General features: G+C 76.9%; 13 protein-coding genes. 3 read left to right on the top strand and 10 right to left on the bottom strand.

From position 1 onward, the window contains the following. Positions 1-123: 123 nt before the first annotated feature. The gene (locus tag AB0A69_RS12480) at positions 124-930 is read left to right on the top strand and encodes a nuclease-related domain-containing protein (protein WP_361419155.1); all 807 of its coding nucleotides are present in this window, start codon (positions 124-126) and stop codon (positions 928-930) included. On the opposite strand, the gene AB0A69_RS12475 is transcribed toward AB0A69_RS12480, so the two are convergent. Both AB0A69_RS12475 and ligD read right to left on the bottom strand, forming a co-directional pair. Beyond that, on the bottom strand, positions 927-1,829 hold the full coding sequence (locus AB0A69_RS12475) for an ATP-dependent DNA ligase (RefSeq protein WP_361419153.1): 903 nt from the start codon (positions 1,827-1,829) through the stop codon (positions 927-929). The two genes, AB0A69_RS12480 and AB0A69_RS12475, sit on opposite strands and share 4 nt — an antisense overlap. Further along, positions 1,826-2,710: a non-homologous end-joining DNA ligase gene (ligD, locus tag AB0A69_RS12470; RefSeq protein WP_361419151.1), complete on the bottom strand. Its 885-nt coding sequence runs from the start codon at positions 2,708-2,710 to the stop codon at positions 1,826-1,828. Before ligD ends, AB0A69_RS12475 begins: the two co-directional genes overlap by 4 nt. 50 nt (positions 2,711-2,760) lie before the next feature. On the opposite strand from ligD, the gene AB0A69_RS12465 reads away from it, so the two are divergent. Next, positions 2,761-3,789: a Ku protein gene (locus AB0A69_RS12465; RefSeq protein WP_361419149.1), complete on the top strand. Its 1,029-nt coding sequence runs from the start codon at positions 2,761-2,763 to the stop codon at positions 3,787-3,789. Between the two features lie 34 nt (positions 3,790-3,823). Here AB0A69_RS12465 and AB0A69_RS12460 read toward each other — a convergent pair whose 3' ends face one another. Continuing rightward, entirely contained in the window at positions 3,824-4,426 is a 603-nt protein-coding gene (locus AB0A69_RS12460; protein ID WP_361419146.1) for a TetR/AcrR family transcriptional regulator, read from the bottom strand. A gap of 53 nt (positions 4,427-4,479) precedes the next feature. On the opposite strand from AB0A69_RS12460, the gene AB0A69_RS12455 reads away from it, so the two are divergent. Next, on the top strand, positions 4,480-5,373 hold the full coding sequence (locus AB0A69_RS12455) for a DUF2867 domain-containing protein (RefSeq protein ID WP_361419143.1): 894 nt from the start codon (positions 4,480-4,482) through the stop codon (positions 5,371-5,373). Between the two features lie 10 nt (positions 5,374-5,383). On the opposite strand, the gene AB0A69_RS12450 is transcribed toward AB0A69_RS12455, so the two are convergent. Genes AB0A69_RS12450 through AB0A69_RS12420 form a run of 7 tightly spaced genes read right to left on the bottom strand, consistent with a single transcriptional unit; the run spans position 5,384 to position 25,122 of the window. Further along, complete coding sequence (locus AB0A69_RS12450) at positions 5,384-6,613, bottom strand: cytochrome P450 (RefSeq protein WP_361419140.1); 1,230 nt, start codon at positions 6,611-6,613, stop codon at positions 5,384-5,386. Beyond that, positions 6,610-8,568: a beta-ketoacyl synthase N-terminal-like domain-containing protein gene (locus tag AB0A69_RS12445; protein ID WP_361419137.1), complete on the bottom strand. Its 1,959-nt coding sequence runs from the start codon at positions 8,566-8,568 to the stop codon at positions 6,610-6,612. Before AB0A69_RS12445 ends, AB0A69_RS12450 begins: the two co-directional genes overlap by 4 nt. A 3-nt stretch (positions 8,569-8,571) precedes the next feature. Then, entirely contained in the window at positions 8,572-11,754 is a 3,183-nt protein-coding gene (locus AB0A69_RS12440) for an amino acid adenylation domain-containing protein (protein ID WP_361419134.1), read from the bottom strand. After that, on the bottom strand, positions 11,751-15,800 hold the full coding sequence (locus AB0A69_RS12435) for an amino acid adenylation domain-containing protein (protein ID WP_361419131.1): 4,050 nt from the start codon (positions 15,798-15,800) through the stop codon (positions 11,751-11,753). The genes AB0A69_RS12440 and AB0A69_RS12435 overlap by 4 nt, the downstream gene beginning before the upstream one ends. Continuing rightward, positions 15,797-20,347, bottom strand: coding sequence for an amino acid adenylation domain-containing protein (locus AB0A69_RS12430; RefSeq protein WP_361419128.1), 4,551 nt, complete (start codon positions 20,345-20,347; stop codon positions 15,797-15,799). Before AB0A69_RS12430 ends, AB0A69_RS12435 begins: the two co-directional genes overlap by 4 nt. Then, a complete protein-coding gene (locus tag AB0A69_RS12425; protein WP_361419125.1) occupies positions 20,348-21,634 on the bottom strand; it encodes a MupA/Atu3671 family FMN-dependent luciferase-like monooxygenase in 1,287 nt (428 codons plus the stop codon). Then, positions 21,625-25,122 (bottom strand): amino acid adenylation domain-containing protein, encoded by a 3,498-nt coding sequence (locus AB0A69_RS12420; protein ID WP_361419122.1) that lies wholly within the window; start codon positions 25,120-25,122, stop codon positions 21,625-21,627. The genes AB0A69_RS12425 and AB0A69_RS12420 overlap by 10 nt, the downstream gene beginning before the upstream one ends.

Here is a 25,122-nt window from a genome sequence, read left to right as displayed (position 1 = left end):
CCCGCCAATCGGACACGCATCGCCACCCTTCCGACACGCGCGGCACGCGGCGCCGAAACCCGTCGTACCGCGTCTTGCCGCCCGTGAGCGGGGCTGTTCCCATGGGCGTGGGGGTGGTGCCGCATGAGCGGACTGCGGGTCACGCCGACCCGCCGGTACGGCCGGGACCGGCTGCACGTCAGCCTGCCCGACGGCCGGGCGGTCGCCTGGTACGACCGGGACAGCGGCCGGATCAGCCTGCTCCAGGACGCGTACGCCGACGCCGTCATGGCGGCCCTCGCACCCTTCGTCACCGGGACCGTCACCATCGGGCCGCCGCCCGTCCCCACCCCCGCCGACCTGCGGCGACTCTCCCTCCACCCCGACGACGACCTGGCGCCCAACCGCCCCGGCGAGGCCCTGCACCTGGCGCTCGGCCGGACCCCGCCGCGCCGCTTCGGGCGCGATCCGCGCCCCGCCGAGCTCGCGGCGCGGCAGCGCGTCGGCGATGCCCTCGACCGGCTGGACCGCGCCGGCTGGCGCGTCCTGCACTCCGTACCGCTGCCGGGCGCGTCGTACCTGGACCACCTGGCGATCGGCCCCGGCGGGGTGTTCGCGGTCCGCACCCTCGCCGCGCGCGGCCACCGGGTGCGGATCGCCGACCCGGACGTCGCGGTGGGCCGCGCCGAGCCGCGCCCGCACCTGCGGTGGCTGCGCCGCGACGCCGAGCGGGCCGCACATGCCCTGGCCACGGCGGTGCGGCCGCTCCTCGCGGTGGTGGACGCGGCCCGCCTGGACCCGGTCCGTGACGTGCGGGGCACGTGGGACGTTCGGGTGGTGCGGGACGGCGAGATCCCGTCGCTCGCGGCGCTCGGCGGTGTAGTGAAGCCGGCGGACGTGGAGGCGCTGTACGCGACGGCACGCGACCGCCGCACGTGGTTCCCCGTTTAGCCCTTCAGCCTGAGCACCGTCGTCACCGTGTGCCGCGTCGTGCCCGTCGCCACCTCCGCCGTCAGCTCCGGCGGTACGGACCGGTAAGCGACGTCGCCGATGCCGACGGCCTGCGCGGTCGCCGGCTCGCCGGGGGTGAGCTCCCGCAGCGCCGCGCCCGCGCGGGAGCGCAGGACGGGCGGCAGCGGGCTGGAGACCACCGGGACGTCGTCGTCCGGCAGGACCAGCACCAGCGCGGCCGGCCGCTCCCGCGCGCCCGTGAACCCGACGACCACCGCGTCCTTGGTGTCGGTATGCCGGTACTTGCGCCAGACGCGCTTGCCCGGCTTGTACGGCTGGTCGAGCCGCTTGATCACGAGCCCCTCCACGCCGATCTCGGGGAGCGTCTCGTACCAGGTCTCCGCCAGCTCCGGGTCGGTCGTCATCGGCACCGCCTGGATCGGCGGCCCGAGCTCCGCGAGCAGCTCCACCAGCCGTTCGCGCCGCCAGTCGTAGCGCACCGGTCGCAGGTCGGCGCCGTCCGCCGCCAGCACGTCGAAGGCGGCGTACGAGGCGGGCAGCCGCCGCGCGAGCCCGGGGGCGCGGCCGGGCGTGGCGAAGGCCCGGCCCTGGACGGCGGCGAAGTCGGTGCGGCCCTCGCGCCAGACCACCACCTCGCCGTCGAGGACCGTGCCCGCCGGGAGGTGCCGGGCGGCCGCGGCGAGGTCGGGGAACGCGGCGGTGATGATCCGCCCGGAGCGCGCCTGGAGCACCACGTCGTCACCGCTCTGGCGGAAGATCACCATCCGGTGCCCGTCGAACTTCGGTTCGTACGCGAGTCCCGCCTCGCGCGGCAGTGCGCCCACCGTCTCGGCGAGCGCGACCCGCACGGGCGGTCGCAGGGCGGCGGCCGTCGTCATGGCAGGACCCCGGCGCGGTCCGGGTCGAGCAGCGGCGCGAGGAGGTCGCCGTACCGCTGGAGGCGCGGCGCGAGGTCCTCGATGCGGAAGGCGAGCTGCGAGGGGTGGCCGCAGGCCTCGACCTCGTCCCAGGTGACGGGCGTGGAGACGACCGGCTCGCGGCGGGCCCGCAGGGTGTAGGGGGCGGCCGTGGTCTTGGCGGCGGCGTTCTGGCTGTGGTCGACGAAGACCTTGCCGGGTCGCAGCGCCTTGGTCATCCGGTGCACGACCAGCCCGGCGAGCTCCGCCTCCGCCTCGACGGCGAGCTTCTTCGCGTACGCCGAGACCCGTTCGGAGGGCGCGGGCTCCAGCGCCGCGTACAGGTGCAGCCCCTTGGCGCCGGAGGTCTTGGCGTACGCCTCCAGGCCGTCGGCGGCGAGCCGCTCGCGCAGCCAGACGGCGACGTGGCAGCACTCCACGACGGTGGCGGGCGCGCCGGGGTCGAGGTCGAGGACGAGCCGGTCGGCCTCGGCGGGGGCGTCGGCCCGCCACTGCGGGGTGTGGAACTCCACCACCAGGTTGGCCGCCCACATCAGGGAGGCCAGGTCCTCGACGACCACCTGGCGGGTGCCCTTGTCCTCCGTCCGGGGGACGGGCACGGTCCGCACCCAGGCGGGGGTGCCGGGCGGCGGGTTCTTGGTGAAGAACAGCTGGCCGTCGGGGCCGTCGGGGTAGCGCAGGAAGGACAGCGGGCGGCCCTGGAGGTGGGGGAGCAGGCAGGCGGCGGCGGTCGCGTAGTAGTGCAGGATCTCGCCCTTGGTGGTGCCGGTGGCGGGGTGGATGACCTTGTCCAGGTTGCTGAGCGCCAGCCGTCGCCCCTCCACCTCGGTGATCGGCGTCATACGATGAGAATCCCATGAAACCGGGACGAACGGGATGAAAGGGACGAACCGTGCGGTCCATTTGGAATGGTGCGATTTCCTTTGGCCTGGTCAGCATCCCCATCAAGCTGGTGAACGCCACCGAGAACAAGTCCGTCTCCTTCCGGCAGATCCACCTCGAGGACGGCGGCCGCATCCGCTACCGCAAGGTGTGCGAGCTGGACGGCGAGGAGGTCCAGACGTCGGAGATCGGCAAGGCGTACGAAGAGGCCGACGGCACGATGATCCCGATCACCGACGAGGACCTGTCCGCGCTGCCGCTGCCGACCGCCAAGACGATCGAGATCGTCGCCTTCGTCCCGTCGTCGGAGATCGATCCGCTCCAGATGGACGCGGCGTACTACCTCGCGGCGAACGGCGTCCCGGCCGCCAAGCCGTACACCCTGCTGCGCGAGGCGCTCAAGCGCAGCGACCGGGTCGCCATCGCCAAGTTCGCCCTGCGGGGACGGGAGCGGCTGGGCATGCTGCGCGTCGTCGACGACGTGATCGCCATGCACGGCCTGCTCTGGCCGGACGAGATCCGCGCCCCCGAGGGCGTCGCCCCCGACACCGCCGTCACGGTCCGGGACGCCGAACTCGACCTCGCGGACGCCCTGATGGACACGCTCGGCGAGGTCGACATCCACACCCTCCACGACGACTACCGGGAGGCGGTGGAGGAGCTCATCGCCGCCAAGGCGGAGGGCGGCCTGGAGGTCCCGGCGGAGCCCAAGAAGGAACGGGGCGGCCAGGTCATCGACCTGATGGCCGCCCTGGAGAACAGCGTCCGCGCCGCCCGCGAGGCCCGCGGCGAGCCCGCCCCCGCCGAGGCCTCGGTGACGGAGCTGTCCCCGCGGCCGCGCAAGAAGGCGCAGGCGGCGCCGAAGGAGACGGGCGCGAAGAAGTCCACCGCGAAGACCGCCAAGTCCGCCGAGTCGGGGGAGAAGAAGCCGGCCGCGTCCCGCAAGTCCACCTCCAAGACCGCGAAGGCGGCGGAGAAGAAGCCGGCGGCGAAGAAGGCCCCCGCCAAGAAGGCGACTCCGCGCAAGCGCTCGGCGTGACGGCGGTCAGGCCCGTGCCGCCGGCCCGCGCCCGTCACGCCTTCCGCAGCAGCGTCTCCAGCACCGACTCCAGGTACTCCGGGTCCCGCGGCAGCGCCCCCGGGGCCGCGTGCGTCAGATGGGTGTGGCCCAGGTACGAGGTGTAGGCCAGCAGTGCCCGGCGGGCGGCGGCGGCCGGGGGGAAGCCGAGTTCCTCGAAGAGCCGGGAGACGTAGGCGACGCGGCGCTCGGTCACGCGGTGCAGGACCGCCGCGACCCGGGGGTGGTCGGCGGTGGCGAGGAGGGAGACCTCCAGGGAGTCCTCCGCCGCCGAGGCCGTGGCGTTCAGGAACAGCGTGCGCAGCCGCTTCTCCGGGTCCGGTTCGGGGGCGAGGGCGGCGATGACCGCCTCGGTGCCGGTCTCCTCCCAGCGCAGCAGCGCCGCCTCGATCAGCGCCTCCCGGTTGGCGAAGTGCCAGTAGAAGCTGCCCTTCGTCGTGCCCAGGCGCGCGGCGAGCGGCTCCACCGCGACCGCCGCGAGACCGCCCTCGCCGATCGCGGTGAGGGCGGCGTCGGCCCAGTCGCGGGCGGTCAACCGGCGCCGGGAGGCGGGTGGTTGGGAGGCGGTCTGCCGGGGGGCGGGGCGTCGGGGGACCATGACCGTACGGTACCGTACGGAGAAACATACGCCCCCGTATGGAGGTGTGCGCCATGCGCACGGTACGGAACGTCCACCAGCGGATCATCGACGCGCCCGCCGACACGGTCGGCGCCCTCCTCGACCGGCTCGCCGGCGAGGACGACCCGCTCTTCCCGACGCCCGCCTGGACGGGCATGCGTTTCGACCGGCCGCTCGGCGTCGGCGCCGACGGCGGCCACGGCTCGATCCGCTACCGGGTCACCGCGTACGAGCCCGGCCGCGGCATCCGGTTCGACTCGGCCTCCCTGGGCGGCTACCACCGGTTCTCGGTCGAACCGCTGGACGGGGGCGCGCGGTGCCGGCTCGTCCACGCCCTGGAGATACGCGTGGGCTTGGCGGAAACCCTGCTCTGGGCGCTCGCCGTCCTGCCGGTCCACGACACCGTCATCGAGGAGCTCTTCGACAACGCGGAGCGCGCCGCCACCGGCCGCCTCACCCGCCCCGCCACCCGCTGGTCCCCACGGGTCCGGCTGCTGCACCGGCTCGGCCACCCCCGCCCCGCCGCCACCCCGGTCCCCGCCGCGGCGCGCCTCGCCCGGCACGCCTTCGACCGCCCCGACTTCGCCGACGCCTGCCGCCTGCCCCTCGAACGCGGCATGGACCGCGACCCGCGCGCCTGGCGCGGCGTCCTCCCCTTCCCCGTACAGGCCGCCGGGGAGAGCGAGTTGCTGCTGGGGAAGGACGCCGGGCACCTGGACTTCCGCGCCTCCGTCCTCGTCGGGGAGGACGACGTCACCCTCAGCACCGTCGTGAAGGTCCACAACACCCGCGGCCGCCTCTACTGGGCCCTCGTCCGCCACCTGCACCCGTACGCCGCCCGGCACGCGCTCCGCCGCACCCACCGGCGCCTCGCGCTCGCGGCGCCTTCCGCCGGGGAGCGCCACCGGAGCCGCGTCACCTCCTGAAGGCACGGCGTCACCTCCTGAACGCCACCGGCAGCGCGCTCACCCCCCGGACGAAGTTCGACGCCAGCCGCGGCGCCGGGCCCGTCACCTCGAAGGAGGACACCTGGGCGCGCAGTTCGGCCAGCATCGCCCGGATCTCCACCCGGGCGAGCTGCGCCCCCAGGCAGAAGTGCGGGCCGAAGCCGAAGGTGACGTGCCGGTTCGGGTCGCGCCCCACGTCGAAGCGGTCCGGGCCGTCGAACGCCTCCTCGTCGAAGTTGGCCGACGCGCACCACAGCGTCACCGCGTCACCCGCCGCGATCCGCGTGCCGTCCCCCAGCTCCGTGTCCGCCGTGGCCGTACGGCCCACGTGGGCCACCGGCGTCGTCCAGCGCAGGATCTCCTCGGCGGCCGGGCCGACCAGCGACGCGTCCGCCCGCAGCCGCGCCCACTGCTCGGGGTGGGCGGCCAGCGCCAGCAGCCCGCCCGCCATCGACAGCCGGGCCGTCTCGTCCCCGCCGATGATGAGGTTGTAGCAGTTGAGGAGGGTCTCCTCCTCGGTGAGCGGGCGCCCGTCGACCGTGCCGGCCACCAGCAGGCTGACGATGTCGGAGCCGGGCGCCTCGCGCCGCTCGGCCGCCAGCCGCAGGTAGTAGTGCAGGAGCTCGCTCTGCGCGATCCGCACCTCGACGGACGCCGAGGCGCTCTCCTCGCCCAGCATCGCCGCGTTCGTCAGCTCCAGCACCCGCGCCCGGTCCGCCGCCGGCACACCCAGCAGCTCGCAGATCGCCCGCAGCGGCACCTGCGCGGCGACCTCCGCCACGAAGTCGACGGACTCTCCCGAGCCACTGCGCGTCACCGCCTCCGCCAGCAGCTCCCGCGTCGCGCGCGTGATCGACTCCGTCACCGGCCCCAGCTGCCGGGGCCCGAACCCGCCGGACAGCAGCCGCCGCAGCGCCGCGTGCCGCTCCCCGTCCGTCACCACGAGCATCTTCCCGGCCCCGCGGTCGTACCCCTGGAGGAGCGTGGCCAGCATGTTCCCGCCCTCCGACGAGAACGTCCGCGCGTCCCGCAGCGCCCGCACCACGTCCGCGTGGCGCGTCACCACCCAGAAGCCCGGCACGGCCGCGCCCCGCGCCGGGTCCACGGGCTGCCAGCGCACCGGCTCACGGCGGCGCAGCTCCCGCCACACGCCGCGCAGGTCCTCCTCGGCGTGCACGCGCGGATCGAGCAGGTCCACCGCCGCCCGCCCCACGGTCACGCCTCCGACTCGAACTCGTCCAGCAACGCACCGAGTTCGTCGTCCCCCGACCGCAGCTCCACGATCCGGGCCGCCAGCTCGGCGAGCGTCAACTGCTCCAGGAACAGGTCGATCGGTACGTCGACGCCGAACTCGTCGCTCATCCGGGACACCAGGTGCACAGCGGTCAGCGAGTCACCGCCCGCCTCGAAGTACGTCCGGTCCAGGGCCGCTTCGGACGCGTCGAGCCCCAGCGCCTCCCGCAGCGCCCCCGCCACCGCCGCCTGAAGGTCCCCTTCCGGGTCGGCCTCCGCCGCGGCGGGCTGCTGTACGGGCCGTTCCAGGGTGAGCGCGCCGTGGCTCTCGCCCGCGAACGGGTACGTCGGCAGGCTCACCCGCCGCGTGCCCTCCGGCGCCTCCGGCCAGGCCACCTCCCCGCCCGCCAGCCACGCCTCGCCCAGCGGATGCGGGTCCCGCACCCCGGCGGCCAGCTTCTCCGCGGCCTCGGCCGGGCCGGAGGCGACGACGTACGTCCGCACCGGCAGGGCGGTGCGCCCGGTGCGCAGGGTGTGCGCCACCTCGGCGAGCGACGACGGCGCGCCCTCCGCGCGCAGCCACTCCGCCAAGCGCCGGGCGAGCACCTGGAGTTGCCCCTCCGTCCGGGCCGACAGCGGCAGGACGAACGGACCACCGGCAGGGGCGGGTGCCGGGGCCGGTCGCGGCGGCGCCTCCTCCAGCACCACGTGCACGTTCGTCCCGCCGATGCCGACCGACGTCACGCCCGCGAGCCGGCCCGAGCCGTCCGCCGGGCGCGGCCACACGGTGCCCGCCTCCGTGACCAGCCGGAACGGCGACGACTCCAGGTCCGGATGGGGCGACTCGACGTTGACCGTCGGCGCCAGCGCGCCGTGCTCCAGCATCAGCACCGTCTTGATGAGGGCGGCCACCCCCGCCGCCGCGTCCAGGTGTCCGATGTTCGACTTGACCGACCCCAGTCGCACGCCGGACGCCCCGGCGAACGCCGCGCCCGCCGCCGCCAGTTCGATCCGGTCGCCGAGCTCCGTGCCCGTCCCGTGCGCCTCCAGGTACTGCACCCGCGCCGGGTCCAGGCCGGCCGCCTCCCACGCCTCCGCGATCGCCGCCGTCTGCCGGTCCACGCCCGGGGCCGTGAACCCGACCTTCGTCGCCCCGTCGTTCGTCACCGCCGAGCCGCGCAGCACCGCGCGCACCGGGTCACCGTCCGCCAGCGCGTCCTCCAGGCGCCGCAGGACGACCACGCCGACGCCGTTGCCGGGCACGGTCCCGGCCGCCTTCTCGTCGAAGGGCCGGCACCGCCCGTCCGGCGCGTAGATCCCGCCGTCGACGTGGACGTACCCCCGGGGCCGTACGGCGTCGACCGAGACGCCGCCCGCGAGCGCGGTGTCGCACTCGCCCAGCAGCAGCGCCTGCGCCGCCAGGTGCACGGCGGTCAGCGACGTCGAACACGCCGTCTGGACGTTCATGCTCGGCCCGTCGAGCCCCAGCCGGTACGAGATCCACGGTGCCAGGAACTCCCGGTCGGTGAGGAGCCGCACCTGCGTCGCGCCGATCCGGGCCGCCGGCTCGCGGCCGGTGGCGGCGGCCAGCGCGTGCTCGGTGGGCGAGCCGCCGACGTACACGCCCGTGCGGGCGGGCGCCCGCAGCGGGTCGTACCCCGCGTCCTCCAGCGCCGCCCACGCCGTCTCCAGCAGCAGCCGGTGCTGTGGGTCGAGCGCGGCGGCCTCGGTGCGGTGGAAGCCGAAGAGGTCCGCCTCGAAGCGGTCGGCGTCCGCGAGGAGGCCCTTGGTGCCGACCTCGCCCGCCGGGGCGTCGAAGTCCGTGAGCGAGCAGACGCCGCCCCGGAGGTTCGCCCAGTAGGCGGCCAGGTCGGGGGCGCCGGGGAAGCGCCCGCTCATGCCGACGACGGCTATCGCGCCTTCGGGAACCTGCTGGTCCATCGTTCAGTGGCCTTTCCGGTTGCTGCGGAGCCTTCGTGCGGTGGCGGCGCGGTCCCGCCGCGGAGACGTCCCGCGGGCCGGCGGTGCGCCGCCGTCCAGGTGCGCGGCGAGCGCGGCGACCGTCGGGTGCCGGAAGAGGTCGACGAGGGTCAGCGCGTCCTCGCCGTACCCGGCGCGGCGCAGGGCCGCCAGGACGGCCAGCAGCCGCACCGAATTGCCGCCCAGTTCGAAGAAGTTGTCGTGCACGCCCACCCGGTCGAGCGTCAGCACCCGCGCCCACACCTCCGCGACGCGGCGCTCGGTGTCGCCGCCCGGCGCGGCGTACGACTCCGCCAACGGCGGCCGCTCGGCCGGGGGTTCGGGCAGGGCGGCCCGGTCGATCTTGCCGGAGCGGTTCAGCGGCAGCCCGTCCAGACGCACGAAGACCTCGGGCACCATGTAGCCGGGCAGCCGCTCCGCCAGCCGGGCGCGCAGCGCCTCGTCGGGCGCGTCCCCGACGACGTACGCCACCAGCCGGTCACCGCGCACGGCCGCGGCGGCCATCACCACCCCGTCCACGCCCGCCAGCAGCGCCTCGACCTCGCCGAGCTCGACGCGGAAGCCGCGCAGCTTCACCTGCGCGTCGCTCCGCCCGAGGTAGTGCAGCACCCCGTGCGCGTCGATCCGGCCCAGGTCCCCGGTGCGGTACATGCGGGTGCCCGGCGGACCGTACGGGTCGGCGACGAACCGCTCGGCGGTCATGCCGGGGCGTCCGATGTAGCCGCGCGCCAGCGAGGCCCCGGCCACGTACACCTCGCCCGTGACCCCGACGGGCACCGGCCGCAGCCGCGCGTCCAGCACGTAGGTGCGGGCGCCGGGCACGGCGTGCCCGATGACGACCGGTTCGCGGGGGCGCAGCTCGGCGGTGGTGGAGTACACGGTGGCCTCGCTGGGCCCGTACGCGTTGACGATCCGCCGCCCGGGCCCGGCCAGCCGCTCCACCAGCTCCGCCGGGCACGCCTCCCCGCCGACGGCGAGCGTCCGCAGCCGGGGCAGCGCGCCCCCCGCCCCCTCGGGCAGCATCATCGCGGCGGACGGCGGCAGGAACACGTAGGTGATCCCGCTGTCCCGCAACCGGGCGAACAGCCCGTCCCCGAGCCGCTCGTGCTCCTGCGCGACGTGCAGCTCGGCCCCCGCGACCCACGGGAAGAACAGGTCGGAGACGGCCACGTCGAACCCGAACGACACGAACTGCAGCACCCGGTCCTCGGCCGTGACCGGAAACACCGGCCGCACGGCGACGGCCAGGTTCACCAGCGCCCGGTGCGCCACGGCCACGCCCTTGGGCACGCCGGTGGAGCCGGAGGTGTAGAGGACGTACGCGAGGTCGTCGGGCCCGGGCGGGAGCACCGGCGCCGCTCCGGGCGCCGGGGTGGCCGCCTCCCCGTCCGGCTCGTCGACGTGCAGCGCCCGCACCCCCAGGTCCCGGTCCGCCGTCCCCGCCGCCACCAGCAGCAGCGACATGCCCGAGTCCCCGGCCATGTAGCGCAGGCGCGCGTCCGGGTTCGCCGGGTCCAGGGGAACATACGCGGCGCCCGCGCGCAGGACCGCGAGGGCCGCGACCGCCATGTCCGCCGAGCGCGGCAGCAGCAGGCCGACGCGGACGCCGGGGCGGGCGCCCGCGGCGCGGAGCCGGGAGGCCAGGGCGTCGGCGCGGGCCAGCAGCTCGCGGTAGGTGAGGCGGACCTCGCCGCAGACGAGGGCCGTGGCGTCCGGACGCTCGGCCGCGCGGTCCGCGACCAGGTCCGGCACCAGGCGGTCCACGGAAGCCGCCTCGGCCGTACGGTCGGCCGCCGCCACCACCCGGGCGCGCTCGTCCGCCGGGACGGCGTCCAGCAGGGACAGCGGCACGTCGGGCCGGGCCAGGGCGCTCGACAGCAGCGTCTCGAAGGACCGCGCCCACGCGCGTACCGTCGCCGCGTCGAACAGCCCCGCGCGGTAGATGAACTGCGCCGCCAGCTCCTCCCCCCACCGCTCCACGTGCAGGTGCAGGTCGAACTTGGCCGCCTCCACCTCCACCTCGGCGCGCGTGACCTCCGCGCCCGCCAGCGCCGCCGACAGCTCGGTGTCGTCGTCGTACGCGAACACCACCTGCACCACCGGGTCGTGGCTGGTCTCCCGGGCCGGCGCGACCGCGTCGACGACCGCCTCGAACGGCGCGTCCTCGTAGGGCCGGCCCGCCACCAGCCGCTCGCGCAGCCGGGCGACCAGCTCGCCGTACGAGGGGTCGCCGGACAGGTCGACGCGCAGCGCCAGCGTGTTGGTGAGCATGCCGACCGTCTCCTGGAGCTCGGGCCGGTCGCGCCCCGACACCGGGAACCCGATCACCAGGTCCTCACGCCCCGAAAGGCGCCCCAGGAACGCCGCGTACACCGCGAACAGCCCCATGAAGGGCGTGGCCCCGCGCGTCCGGGCCACCGCCGCCAGCCGCTCCCGCACCGCCGCGCCGATCCGGAACCGCACGCTCCCGCCCGCCGCCGACCGCACCGCCGCGCGCGGCCGGTCCAGCGGCAGCGCCACCGTGCCGGGCGCCCCGCGCAGCTGCTCGGCCCAGTGCGCCACGGCCCGGTCGTACGCGCCCCCCTCCATCCGCTCGCGCTGCCAGGCCGCGTAGTCGGGGTACTGCAGCGGCGGCTCGGGCAGCACGTCCGGCACCCCCTTCACCTCCGCCTCGTACGCCGCCGACAGGTCCCGCAGGAGCACCTGGAGCGACCAGCCGTCGCACACCAGGTGGTGGGCGACGAGCAGCACCCGGTGCGAGCCGTCGTCCAGCGCGTACACGGTGGCGCGCAGCAGCGGCCCGGCCGCCGTGTCGAACGGCCGCGCCGCCTCCGCCCGTATCCGCGCGTCCGCCTCGCCCACCGGGACACCGGTCTCCGCCCGCACCGCCGCCCGGCCGGCCGACGCGACGATCTGTACGGGCGCGCCCTCCGACATCCGGAAGACGGTACGCAGCGCCTCGTGCCGCGCCACCAGCGCGTCCAGCGCGCGGCGGAACGCGGCCACGTCGAAGGGGCCGCGCACGGTGAAGGCGGCGGGCACGTTGTACTGCGCGGAGCCCGGGTCCAGCTGGTCCAGGACGAGCAGCCGGCTCTGCGCGTCCGAGACCGGGAACTCGTACTCCTCCACCTCGTCGAACTCCGTCATGGCTTCCCCCGTAGTACGTCGTCGAGGACGGCGGCGACGGCCGCCGCCGGTTCCGCGTCCAGCACCTCGCTGTGGGCGCAGTCCAGTTCGTGGACGTCCAGCGCCGCCGCCCACGGCCGCCACGCCGCCGCCTTCTCCTCCGTCGTCGCCTCGGCCGCGCGCGTCGCCGAGAAGAGCGTCACCCGCCCGTCGTACGGCGACGGCCGCCAGGCGCGCGCCAGCCGGATGTGGTGGACCAACGAGTCCGCCACGGCCGCGAGCCGCGCGTCGTCGAACCCGGCGAGGACGCCGTCCCCCTCGCGTACGCGCGCGAACACCTCGGCCCGGACCAGCGGCCCCGCGCCCGGCGGCACCTGGTTGTTGCGCAGCAGCAGCCGCAGCGCCTCCCGCTCGACGGCCGCCGGGTCGAGCGGCCCGGCCGCCGCCGGCTTCGGCATCGCGTCCAGCACCGCCAGCAGTCCCACCTCCTCGCCCGCCCGCCGCAGTCGGACGGCCATCTCGTGGGCGAGCACCCCGCCGAAGGAACGCCCGACGAGGAGGTACGGGCCGTGCGGCCGCACGGCGCGGATCCGCTCGACGTACCCCTCCGCCATCGCGCCCAGATCGGCGGGCAGGTCCGTCCCGCCGCGCATGGCCGGGGACTGGAGGGCGAGGACCGGCAGGCCGGGGGAGAGGTGCGGCAGCAGCGCCGTGTACGCCCAGCCGAGGCCGAAGCCCGGGTGCACGCAGAACAGCGGCGTACGGTCCGGCCGCCCGGGGCGCAGGGTGACCAGCGGCCCGAACCCGTCGTCGGCGTCCCGGCCGAGGCGGTCGGCGAGCGCGGCCGGGGCCGGGGCCTCGAACAGCGCGGCGAGGGGGACGCGGACGCCGAGCGCCGTCTCGATCCGCGAGGCCAGCCGGAGCGCGAGCAGCGAGTGGCCGCCGCGCGCGAAGAAGTCGTCGTCGGGGCCGACCGCGTCCACGCCGAGCACCTCGGCGAACAGCGCGCACAGCGCCGCCTCCCGCCCGGGCCGGGGCGCGCGGCGCGATTCCGCCGGTGCCCCGGGCTCCGGCAGCGCCGCCCGGTCCACCTTGCCGTGCGCCGTCAGCGGTACGGCGTCGACACGCGCCCACAGCGACGGCACCAGGTGCTGCGGCAGGGCCCGCGCCGCCTCCTGCCGTACGGCGCTCAGCGCGGCGCCCGGCGCGAGGACGACGTGCGCGGCGAGCACCTTGCCGCCGCCACCACTGCCGCCGTCCGGACCCGTTGCCCGAGCGGTGACGACCGCGCGGACGACCCCGGCGCAGCGCCCCAGCGCCGCCTCGACCTCCGCGGGCTCGACGCGGAAGCCCCGCACCTTGACCTGCGCGTCGGCGCGGCCCTCGAACTCCAGCACCCCGTCGGGGCGGCGCCGCACCAGGTCCCCGGTGCGGTACATGCGGGCGCCGGGCGGCCCGTACGGGTCGGCGACGAACCGCTCGGCGGTGAGCCCGGGCCGGTGCAGGTAGCCGCGCGCGAGACCGGCCCCGGCGACGTACAGCTCGCCGGTGGTGCCGTCCGGGACGGGGCGCAGGGCGGCGTCGAGGACGTACGTACGGGTCCGGTCCAGGGGCCGCCCGATGCCCTCGGGCCCGGCGGTGGCGAACACGGTGGTCTCGGTGGGTCCGTACCCGATGACGACCCGGGTGCCGGGACAGGCCTCCCGCACGCGGCGTACGGCCTCCGGTGCCACGACGTCGCCGCCGGCCCACACCTCGCGCAGACCGGACAGCGCCTCGGGCGCGGCGTCGGCGACCACGCGGAACAGCTCGGCGGTCAGCCACAGCGCGGTGACGCCCTCGTCGGGCAGCAGCCGCTCGAGGAGGCCGGGCGTCACCGGCTCCGGGGGCGCGACGACGACGGTCCCGCCGGTGAGGAGCGGCACCCACACCTCGTAGGTGGCGGCGTCGAAGGTGTGCGCGCTGTGGAACAGCACGCGGCGGTGGGCCCCGCCCTCGAAGCGCCGGTCGGCGGCGAGTTCGACGATCGCGCGGTGGGGGACGACGACGCCCTTCGGCTCGCCGCTGGAGCCCGAGGTGTACATGACGCAGGCGGCGTCGTCGGGAGCCGGCGCGACGACGGCGGCCGCCGGCGAGCCCTGCGTGCCGGCCTCGGTGAGGCCCTGGCCCTGCCCGTCGGCCTCGGTAGGGCCCGGCGCGTCGAGGCGGAGTTCGGCCACCTCGCGCGGCAGCCACGGCGTGGGGCCCGCCGTCACGGCGAGACGCGCCCCCGAGGAGGCGAGGAGCCGGCCCAGCGGGGCGGACGGCTGGGCCGGGTCCAGGGGAAGGTACGCGGCGCCCGCCTTGACCACCGCCAACTGCGCCACCACCAGCTCCGGCGAGCGCGGCAGCGGCAGCGCCACGGTGTCGCCCCGCCGGACCCCGGAGGCGGCCAGGCGCCCGGCGAGCGCGTCCGAGGCGGCCGCCAGCTCGGCGTACGAGAGCGCGCCGTCGGGGGCGCGCAGCGCCACCGCCCCGGGGGCGCGTGATACCTGGTGCGCGAACCGCTCCACCACCGTCGCCGGTTCGGCGGGCGGACGCGCCGGCCCCGCCCCCGCCGCCCGCAGCGCGGCGCGCTCCTCGGGCGGCAGGACGTCCAGCCGGGCCACCGGGCGGCCCGGGTCGCCCGCGAGCTCCTCCAGGGCGTGCGCCAGCCGCGCCGCCACCGCGCCGGGCGCGATGCCCCGGCGGCAGCCGATGCGCAGCAGCATGCGCTCGCCCGCGACGACGGCCACGGTCACCGGGTAGTGGGTGGCGTCCCTCGCCTCGACGAGGCGCACGGCGGCGGCACCGTCCGCGCCGGAGCGCGGGAAGTTCTCGAACGCCAGCACCGTGTCGAAGAGGTCCCCGGCCCCCGCCTCCCGCTGCACCTCCGCGAGCCGCACGTGGTGGTACGGCGCGAGGCGCAGCTGCTCGGTCTGGAGGCGGGCCAGCAGCCCGCCCACCGGCTCGCGGTCGCGCAGCCGTACCCGTACCGGCAGCGTGTTGACGAAGAGGCCCACCATCCTCTCCACGCCCGGCAGGTCGTGCGGCCGGCCGGAGACCACGGCCCCGAACACCACGTCACGCGCGCCGCCGCCCGTCATGCGGTGCAGGACCAGCGCCCAGGCGGCCTGGACGACGGTGTTGACGGTGACCCCGCACGCGGCGGCCCGCCGCGCCACCGCGGTCGTGAGCGCGGCGGAGAGCTCCACGTCGTGGACCTCGGCCGCGTCGGCGGGGCCGGACGGGGACAGCAGCCGGGGCCGCTCCAGGCCCGCCAGCGCCTCGCGCCACGCCGCACGCGCCGCGTCGGCGTCCTGCCGCCGCAGCCAGGCCAGGTAGTCCCGGTAGGGGACGGGCGGCGGCAGCGGCCCGTCGGTGCAGAGCGCGGCGAGGTCGCGTTCCAGGAGCGGCAGCGACCAGCCGTCGAGGAGCAGGTGATGGAAGGTCAGGACGAGGTCGCGGCCCGTCACCAGGGCGCCCCGCACCAGCGGCGGCCGCCGCACGTCGAACCGCCGTGCCCGCTCCTCGGCCATCACCTCCCGTACGTCCCCGTCGGCGGGCTCCCGCCACTCGACCGCCACCTCGCGCGGGATCAGCTGCACCGGCTGCGCCAGCCGCTCGTGCCGGAAGCCCGCCTTCAGGTTCGGGTGCCGCTCCAGCAGCGCCGCCACGGCCTGCCGCACCGGGACCGGGGTGCCGGAGGCGACCCGGAAGCGCGCCTGCACCACGTACGGGTCCGGCTCGCCGTCCCCGGCGTCCCGTACGGCGTGGAAGTACAGCCCCTCCTGCGCGGGCGCCAGCGGCAGGACGTCCGCGATCCGCCCGCCACCGGACCCGCTGTCGGCTGTGGGGCCGGGCCGGCCGCTGTGAGTTCCGCCGACGGTTGCCGGGCCGGACCGGCCGACGGTTGCCGGGCCGGACCGGCCGTCGGCTGTGGGGCCGGACCGGCCGCCGTGGGCCCCGCTGCCGGCCATGGGGCCGGGCCCGCCGCCGTGCGCCGCGACCCGGCGGGCCCCGCCCCCGTGGTCCCCGCTCCCGCTCACCAGTCCCCTTCCAGCATCTCCAGCTGCTCCTGCGACAGCTCCACCAGGTCGAAGTCCGACGCCGTGTGCCCGCCCGCGCCCTCCCGGGCCGCCTCCGCGACCAGCGCCTCGACCGCCTCGCGCCACAGCTCCGCGAGCCGCCGCACCTCGCCGTCGGCCAGGACGCCTTCCGCGTACGACCACCCGGCGACCAGGCCCCGGTCCAGGGCCACCGCGTCGATCTCCAGCGCGTGCCCCAGCGGCATCGCCGCGGCCGCCGCGCCCAGCAGCTCGCCCCCGGCCACATCGGCCCCGCCCAGCCGCCCCAGGTAGTTGAAGCGGAGGTCGGGCACGGGCAGGGCCGCCAGCTTCGGCGCCGTGTCCTGGTTCAGGTACCGCAGCAGCCCCCACCCGAGGCCCCCGTCCGGCACCGCGCGCAGCTGCTCCTTGACGCGCTTCAGCGCCTCGCCCGGGGCCGCCGCCCCCGCCGCACCGCCCGCGTCCAGCCGTACCGGGTACTGGGTGGTGAACCAGCCGACGGTCCGGGACACGTCCACCCCGCCCACCCCGTCCGCCGGCGCCTCGCGGCCGTGCCCCTCCAGGTGCACCAGCACACCGGAGCCGCCGCCGCGCCACCGCTCCACGGCGACCGTCAGCGCGGCCAGCAGCACCGTGTCCGTACCGCAGTGGAACGCCGCCGGTACGGCGCCCAGCACGGCCTCCGTCACCCCGGCGCCGAACTCCACGGTGAAGCCGGCCCGGGGCGCCCCGGCACCGCGCCCGCCCGCGATCCGGCCGTCCGGACCGCCGCCCCACAACGCCCGCTCCCACCAGGGCGCTTCGGTGTCCACCCGCTCCGGCCGCGCCGACTCCTCGCGCAGCAGCTGCGCCCACCGCCGGAAGGACGTACCGCCCGCCTCCCGGACCGGGGACCCCGCCAGCGCGGCGGCCAGCTCGGGCCCGAGCACCCGCCAGGACACGCCGTCGACCGCGAGGTGGTGCACGGTCAGCAGCAAGCGGTCACCGTCCAGGACGGCCCGCAGCATCTCGCCCCGCGCCGGGTCCAGCCGCTCGTCCTCCGGAGCCGCACGCAGGACCTCCACCCGTACGTCCCCGACGGGCCGGACCTCCAACTCCCACTCCGCGCCCGGGCCCGCGTCCGGGCCGCCCCCGACCAGCCGCATCCGCAGCGCCCCGTGCCGGTCCACCAGCCCCTGCACGGCGGCGGTCACCCGCTCGTACGACACCCCGTCCGGTACGGGGAAGACCATCGACTGCGTGAAGGCGGCCGGATCACCGCCGTGTTCACGGAGTTGCTCGCGCCACCACCGCATGACGGGCGTGAGCGGCAGCCGCCCCACCCCGGAGTCCCCGGATGCCGGAGCGGCCTCCCGGGCCTCCCGCGCCACCCGCGCCAGCCCCGCCGGGGTCCGCGCCGTGAACACGTCCCGGGGCGTGAACGCGAGCCCCGCCTCCGTCAGCGCCCGCCCGGCCAGCTGGATCGCCATGATGCTGTCGCCGCCGAGCCGGAAGAAGTCGTCGTCCGCGCCGACCGACGCCCTGCCCAGGACGCCCGCGAACAGGCCGCACAGCACCTCCTCGCGCCCGGTGGCCGGAGCCCGTCCGCCCTCCGCCACCCCGCCCGGCTCGGGCAGGGCGTCCCGGTCCAGCTTGCCGTTCGCGGCGACCGGCAGGGCGTCGAGCACCACCACATCGGCGGGCACCATGTGCGCGGGCAGCCGCCCGGCCGCGTGCGCGAGCACGTCGCCGGCACCGAGGGAGCCGTTCGGCACCACGTACGCCACCAGCCGCCCGCCACGCGCCACCACCACGGCCCGCCCGACCGCCGGATGCTCCGCGAGCACGGCCGCCACCTCGCCCGGCTCGACCCGGAAGCCGCGCAGCTTCACCTGGTCGTCCGCGCGGCCCAGGCAGTCCAGCGACCCGTCCTCGCGCCACCGCGCCAGGTCCCCCGTCCGGTACATCCGCGCGCCCGGCGGCCCGTACGGGTCGGCGACGAACCGCTCGGCGGTCGGTCCCGGCCGCCCCAGGTAGCCGCGCGCCAGCCCGTCACCCGCCAGGTACAGCTCGCCGCGCACCCCCGCCGGAACCGGCCGCAGCCGCGCGTCGAGGACGTACGCGCGCGTCCCCGCCACCGGCGTCCCGATCGGCGGCGTCCGCCCGTCCGGCACCAGCGGGCCCGACGCGGTGGCGCCGACGGTCGACTCGGTGGGCCCGTACGCGTTGTGGAACCGCCGCCCGCTTCCGGGACCGGCCCAGCGGGCCACCAGGTCCGGCGGGCAGGCCTCCGCGCCCGAGGCGATCACCCGCAGGTCCGGGTACGCGCCCTCCGGCACGGTCGCCAGCACCGACGGCGGCAGCAGGGTGCAGGTGATCCGCTCCCGGGCCAGCACGTCCCCGAGCGCGGCCCCCACCAGCGGCCCCGGCGGCGCCACGACCAGCGTCGCCCCGGCCGCGAACGCCATCGCCGCCTCACCGACCGAGATGTCGAAGGCGGGCGACCCCAGTTGGAGCACCCGGTCGCCGGGCCCGAGCCCGAACCGCTCCGCGTAGCTGTGCCCCAGCGCGGCGATGCCCCGGTGCGTGACGACGACCCCCTTGGGCCGCCCGGTGGTGCCGGAGGTGTAGATGACGTACGCGGTGTCGTCCGCGCCCGCCTCCCGTACGGGAAGCGGCCCGTGCGCTCCGTACGCCCCCTCGTCCAGGACGAGCAGCGGCACCTCACCGGGCACGCCGACGTCCTGACCACCCGTCACCAGCAGCACCGGCGCCGCGTCCTCCAGCACGTACCGCACGTGCTCGGCCGGATAGTCGAGGTCGACCGGCAGGTACGCCGCCCCCGCCCGCTGCACCGCCAGCGCGGCCACCACCATCGCGGGCGTCCGCCCCAGCGCCAGCGCCACGAGCCGCCCGGGCCCGGCGCCGTGCGCCGCGAGCAGCCCGGCCAGCCGGTCCACCCGGTCGGCGAGTCCGGCGTACGTCAACGCGACGTCACCGCAGGCCAGCGCCACGGCATCGGGCGTACGCGCCGCCTGCCGCGCCACCAGCCCGGGCAGCGCGACCGGCTCCGGCCCCGCCGGTCCCGCCGAGGCGGCCAGCAGCCGTGCCCGCTCCGCCGCCGGCACCAGCTCGTGGTCGCGCACCGGCGCGTCCGGCGCCGCCGTGACCCGCCGCAGCAACTCCACGTACGCCTCGGCCCACCGCGCCACCGCCTCCGGCGCGAACAGCTCCGTCCGCACCTCGAAGCTGCCCGTCATGCCCTCGGCCGGGTCGGCGGCGTCCCGGACGATGCCGACCAGGTCGTGCTCACCGCCCGTGTGGATGCGCTCCGGTACGGCGAACTCGCTCAGCGCCCGCACACTGCGCTGCTGCGCCAGGTGCATGAACACCCACTGGAACAGCGGAGAGCGCCCCGCGTCCCGCTCCGGCGCCACCGCCGAGACGATCCGCCCCACCGGCACGTCGGCGTTGGCCATCAGCTCCGGGAAGTCGGCCGCGAACCGGCCCAGCACCTCCCCGAAGGAGTCCTGCGGCCCGATCCGCCACCGCGTGGGCACGGCGTTCATGACGTATCCGATGACCCGCTCCAGGCCCTTGGCGGCCCGGTTCGCGGTCGGCGTGCCCAGCACCAGGTCCCCGGCGCCCGACAGCCGGTGCGCGAGCACCGCGAACGCCGCCATCAGCACCACGTACACCGACGCGCCCCGCTCCCGCGCCAGCGCCCGTACCGCGTCCGCCGTCTCCCGCTCCACCCGGAACGGCACCTGCGCGATCCCGGGGCCGGCCCCGGCCGGCGTACCGGGCACGGTCAGCGCCCCCGGCGGCTGGGCGAGGTAGCGCCGCCAGAAGCCGAGCCGCGCCTCGAAGACCCCGGCGGCCTCCAGTTCGCCCTGCCAGGCGGCGAAGTCGGCGTACTGCACGGCCGGGCGCGTCAGCCGGGGCGCGGTCCCGTCCCGCACCGCCCGGTACGCCTCCGCGAACTCGCTCTGCAGCACGTCGAAGGACCACCAGTCGGTGATGATGTGGTGCAGGCTCAGCATCAGCGTGGACCGCCGGTCGTCGACCGTGACGAACCGCGCCCGCATCAGCCGGTCGCCCGCCAGGTCGAACGGCCGCCGCCGGAACGCCTCCAGCGCCTGCGCGATGTCGCGCCCCGTCCCCCGCAGGTCCTCCCGCTCCAGCACGAAGGGCCCCTCGTCCGGGAACTCCAGCCACAGGTCCCCGGCCCGGCCCCGGATCCGCGCCCGCAGGACGTCGTGGTGCCGCCGCACCAGCGTGAGCGCCGCCGCCAGGTGCGCGGGGTCGACCGGCCCGTCGAAGTGGTACGCCGAGCACAGGTTCAGCGCCGGGGTCCCCGGATACAGCGAGTCGTACACCCACAGGTCCTCCTGCGCGGGACCGAGCCGCACGGGCGCGCCACCGTCCCCGTCCCGGACCGGTACGACGGCGGGCACGGACCCGGCCCGCCCCGACTCCACCAGGCGCCGCATGAGCCGTACGCGCTGCTCGGAGCCGAGCGCGCGGAAGCGGTCAGCCGTCGACACCATCTAGAGCTCCTCCTGGAGTTCCGCCAGCCGGTGCAGCCCGGCCAGCACCTCGTCCCGGCCGAGGCCGAAGTCGATGAAGCAGGCGACCTCGTCGACGCCCAGCTCGCGCAGGTCGGCGAGCATCGTGCGGCAGGTCTCGGCGGAGCCGAGCAGGGAGCCCCACGTGAGATAGCGGCGGAAGGCGAACTCGGCCATCAGCGCCGTCTGTTCGTCCGTGAGCCCGGCGGTGCGCCGGTCGGCGGATCGGTTGGCGGAGGTCTGCCGCACGTACGACCGCAGGTACGCGGTCAGCGGCTCCGCCACCAGCCGCCGTACGTGCGCGTCGTCCTCCCCGACGAAGGTGTGCGCCATGAGCGTGACGCGCCCACGAGCCCCGAAGCCGCGGTGCGGGGCCCCGTTGTGCGGGCTGCCGCCGTGCCGGACCTCGTTGTGCGGGCTGCCGCCGTGCCGGACCTCGTCGTGCGGGCTCCCGCCGTGCGGGCTGCGGCTCTGCCGGGCCCACTCCTGCTCGGTTCCGCCCGGCCCGGTCCCGTCCTGCTCGGGTGCGGCTGCGGCTGCAGCGGCGTGCGCGGTGGCGAAGGCCGCCCGGTAACGGGCGATCTTCCCGGCCAGCTCGTCCCGGCTCTGGCCCACGGTCGCCCCCAGCACGCCGGCCCGCAGCCGCCCGGCCGTCTCCCAGGTCTCCGGGCTCCCGGAGGTGGTCAGCCACAGCGGCAACGCGTCCTGCACGGGCGCGGGCGTGGGCCGCACGGCCACCGCCTCGCCGGCGCCGTCCTCGAACTCCACCGCCTCCCCGGCCCACAGCCGCCGCAGCAGCGGCACGTCCCGCAGCATGCGCTCCCGCCGGTCGGCGTACGCGCCGGGGGAGACGACGAAGTCGGCGGAGTGCCACCCGGTGGCGACGGACAGCCCGACGCGCCCGCGCGACAGGTTGTCGACGACCGCCCAGTCCTCGACGACGCGCAGCGGGTGGTGCAGCGGCAGTACGACGCTCCCGGCCCGGATCCCGATCCGCTCGGTGGCGACGGCGAGCGCGGCACTGAGTACGGGCGGACTGGGGAACACCTGCCCGACCTGCTGGAAGTGCCGCTCGGGCGTCCACACGGCGTGGAACCCGAGCCGGTCGGCGGCGCGGGCGATGGCGAGGATGTCGTCGTACGCCCCCACATGCCGCCCGCGCCCGGCTCCCGTCCCCGCGCCGTTCGCCGACGCCTCCGCGCCACCCGCCGGCGCGTCCGTCCCACCCGCCGGCGCGTCCGCGCCGAAGAACATCACGCTCAGGTCCACGACCGCTCGCCCCCCTGCCGGTCCTGGTCCTGGTCCTGCTCCGGCTCGGGTCTCCGCTGCCGGGGCACCCGGGCCCGGCGGGGGATGGGTGCGTCGGCGGGGCGCTCGCGGCCCGCCGCGGCCTCCAGGGCGGCGGCCAGGCCGGCCACCGTGGGGGTCTCGAAGACCTGAGCCGCGGTGACGGCCCCGCCGCCGAGCCCCTCGTTCGTCAGGCGCGCGGCGACGCGCACCGCGCGCAGGGAGTTGCCGCCCAGCAGGAAGAAGTCGTCGTGGGGACCGACCTCCTCGACCCCGAGTACGTCCCGCCACACCGCCGCGACCCGCCGCGCGAGCGCGGCGTCGGGAGCCGGGTGCGGCGCGGGCGCCGGGACGGGCCGTCCGGGCTCGGCGGCCGCGGCGCGGGGCGGCTCGCCGAGGCCCAGCTGCGAGAGCCGGACGTCGGGGTCCGCGGCCGCGGCGCCCAACACCCCCACCAGGGCGTCGGCGAGCCACTCCACCACCGCGCGGTCCAGCGCGGCCGTGCGGTACTCCAGGGTGAGGTCCACGCCCTGTGGCGCACCACCCGCCCCGTAGCGGTCCGTCACGTCGACCAGCAGCTCGAAGCGCGCCGCGCCCGTGCGGACGACCTCCACCGAGGCGTCGACGCCCGGCAGGTCCACCTCCGCGCGGGCGTTGTTCTGGAGGGCCAGGACCACGTCCGTGAACGGCTGCCGCCCGGGCCGCCGCGCCGGGTTCAGCGCGTCGACGACCTCCTCGAACGGCACGTCCTGGTGCGCGAGCGCCGACAGGTCCGTGTCCCGGACGCGCGCCAGCAGCTCCCGTACCGTCGGGTCGCCGGACGCGTCGGCCCGCAGGACCAGCAGGTTGACGAAGAAGCCGACGACGTCGTCGACGGTCCCGTCGTTCCCGCGCCCCGCGACCGGCGCGGCGACCGCGGTGTCCTCGCCCGCGCCCGCCCGGGCGAGCACGGCGGCCAGCGCCGCGTGCAGCACCATGAAGAGCGTGGCCCCGTGCGCGCGGCCCAGCTCCACCAGCCGCCGGTGCGCCTCGCCGTCCAGGCTCCGTACGACGGTGCCGGCGTCACGCCCCCCAGCGCTCCGGCCGCGCCACGGCAGCTCCGGCGGCCGTACGCCCGCCAACGCCTTCTCCCAGTACGCCAGCTGCGGTTCGCGCAGTTCCGCCAGCCGCTCCCGCCGGCGCCGCGCGTGCTCGGCGTACCCGACCGGCAGGGCGGGCGGCGCCGTACCCGCGTACGCCCGCGACAGGTCGCGGAAGAGGGGCGGCAGCGACCAGCCGTCCGCCGCGATGTGGTGCAGGACCAGGAGCAGCGCGTGCTCGTCGGGCCGCTCCCGCACGGTGAACAGCACGCCGCGCACGGGGAGTTCGGCGCTCAGGTCGAACCGGTGCCGCGCCTCCTCGTGGATCCGCCGCTCCAGCTCCTCGCCGCCCACGACCAGGTGCCGGTACGGCGGCCGGGCCGCGTCCCCCGTCAGCACGCGCCGCACCGGCTCGCCGTCCACCGCGTCGAACACCGTCCGCAGCGCCTCGTGCCGCGCGACGACCTCGCCGAGCGCGGCGCCCAGCGCGCCGGGGTCCACGGGCCCGCGCAGCCGGGCCAGCATGGGCATGTTGTACGCGACGCCCGCGTCGAGCCGGTCCAGGAACCACAGCCTGCGCTCGGCGTACGACACCGACGTGCCGTCATCAGGGGCGGCCGGCTCCACGGGGGAGACGGCCGCCAGCCGGGGCGCCAGCGCCGCCGGCGTCGGCGCCTCGAACAGTGTCCGTACGTCGACCTCGGCGCCCAGCTCCGCGTGGATGCGCCCCAGCAGCCGGGCCACGAGCAGCGAGTGCCCGCCCAGCGCGAAGAAGTCGTCGTCCGCGCCGACCGACTCCACGCCCAGCACCTCGGCGAACAGTCCGCACAGCGCCGCCTCGCGCGCGTCACCGGGCACCCGCCCCCGGCCTTTCACCACGGCCCCCGGAGCGGGCAGGGCGGCCCGGTCCAGCTTGCCGTTCCCCGTCAGCGGCAGCGCGTCCAGCGTCACGAACGCCCCCGGCACCAGGTGCCCGGCCAGCACGCTCTTCGCGTACGCGCGCAGCCCGGCCTCCAGCTCCGCCTGCCGACAGCCCTCGTTCCCGACGACGTACGCCACCAGCTGCCGCTCCCCGGAGTGGTCCTCGCGGGCGACGACCGCGACCCGGCGGACGCCCGGGTGGCTCCCCAGGACGGCCTCGACCTCGCCGGGCTCCACGCGGAAGCCGCGTATCTTGACCTGCGCGTCGGCCCGCCCCACGAACTCCAGCGCACCGTCCGCCGCCCGCCGCCGCACCAGGTCCCCGGTGCGGTACATCCGGCCGCCCGGCGGCCCGTACGGATCGGCGACGAACCGCTCCGCGCTCGCCCCGGCCTGACCGGCGTACCCGAGCGCGAGCCCGGCCCCGGCGGCGTACAGCTCGCCGACGGCCCCGTCCGGCACGGGCCGCAGCCGCTCGTCGAGGACGTATACCCGCTTGCCCGCCAGCGGCCGCCCGATGGGCACGGACGTCACACCGTCCCGCACATCGGCGGGCTCGACGCGGTGGGTGGTGAGGAAGACCATGCCCTCCACGGGCCCGTAGCCGTTGCTGATCCGCAGCCTGGGCCACCGCTCCAGCGCCCGCGCCACGTGCGCCGCCGACAGCGCCTCGCCGCCGACGACGAGTTCGCGTACACCCTCCAGCGCGCGCGGATACTCGTCCACGATCACGTTGAACAGCCCGGCGGACAGGTACGCGGACGTGACGCCGTGCTCGGCGACGAGCCGCCCCATCACCACCGGGTCCGGCCGCTGGCCGGGATGCAGCACGCAGGTCCCTCCGCCCAGCAGCGGACCCCACAGCTCCAGCGCGAACGCGTCCCACGACACCGGCGCGCACTGCAACCACACCGCGCCGGGCCCGAAGGAGGCGAAGTCCTGCCCGGTCAGCGTGGCGGTGACGGCGTGGTGGGAGGCGACGATGCCCTTGGGCCGCCCGGTGGACCCGGAGGTGAACATCACGCACGCGGCGTCACCCGCGTCCCCGTCGCCCGCGTCCCCCGCGTCGCCGCCGACGGGGGCGTACGCCCCGCCCTCGGCCACCACGGCCGCCACGTCGACGGACGGCCCGTGCCCCCAGCGCGCGCCCGCCCGGTCCACGACGACACCGACACCCGCGTCGGCCGCCATCGCCCGCAGCCGCGCCGCCGGGAAGTTCGGGTCGAGCATCACGTACGCGGCGCCCGCCTTGAGCGTGCCGAGCAGCGCTACCACCATCGCGGCGGACCGCTCCAGGTACACGCCCACGCGCGAGCCCCGCACCACCCCGCGGTCGGCCAGCGCCCCGGCGAACCGTTCCGCCGCCTCGTCGAGCCGCCGGTACGTCAGCCGCTCGTCGCCGTCGACCAGCGCGACGGCGTCCGGGGCGCGGCGCGCCCGCTCCGCGAACCGCTCGTGCACACGCTCCAT

The organism is Streptomyces sp. NPDC045431, from assembly GCF_040646655.1.
Taxonomy (GTDB): domain Bacteria; phylum Actinomycetota; class Actinomycetes; order Streptomycetales; family Streptomycetaceae; genus Streptomyces.
Note: the sequence above shows the minus strand (reverse complement) of the source record. Positions and strands in the feature narration are given on the sequence as shown.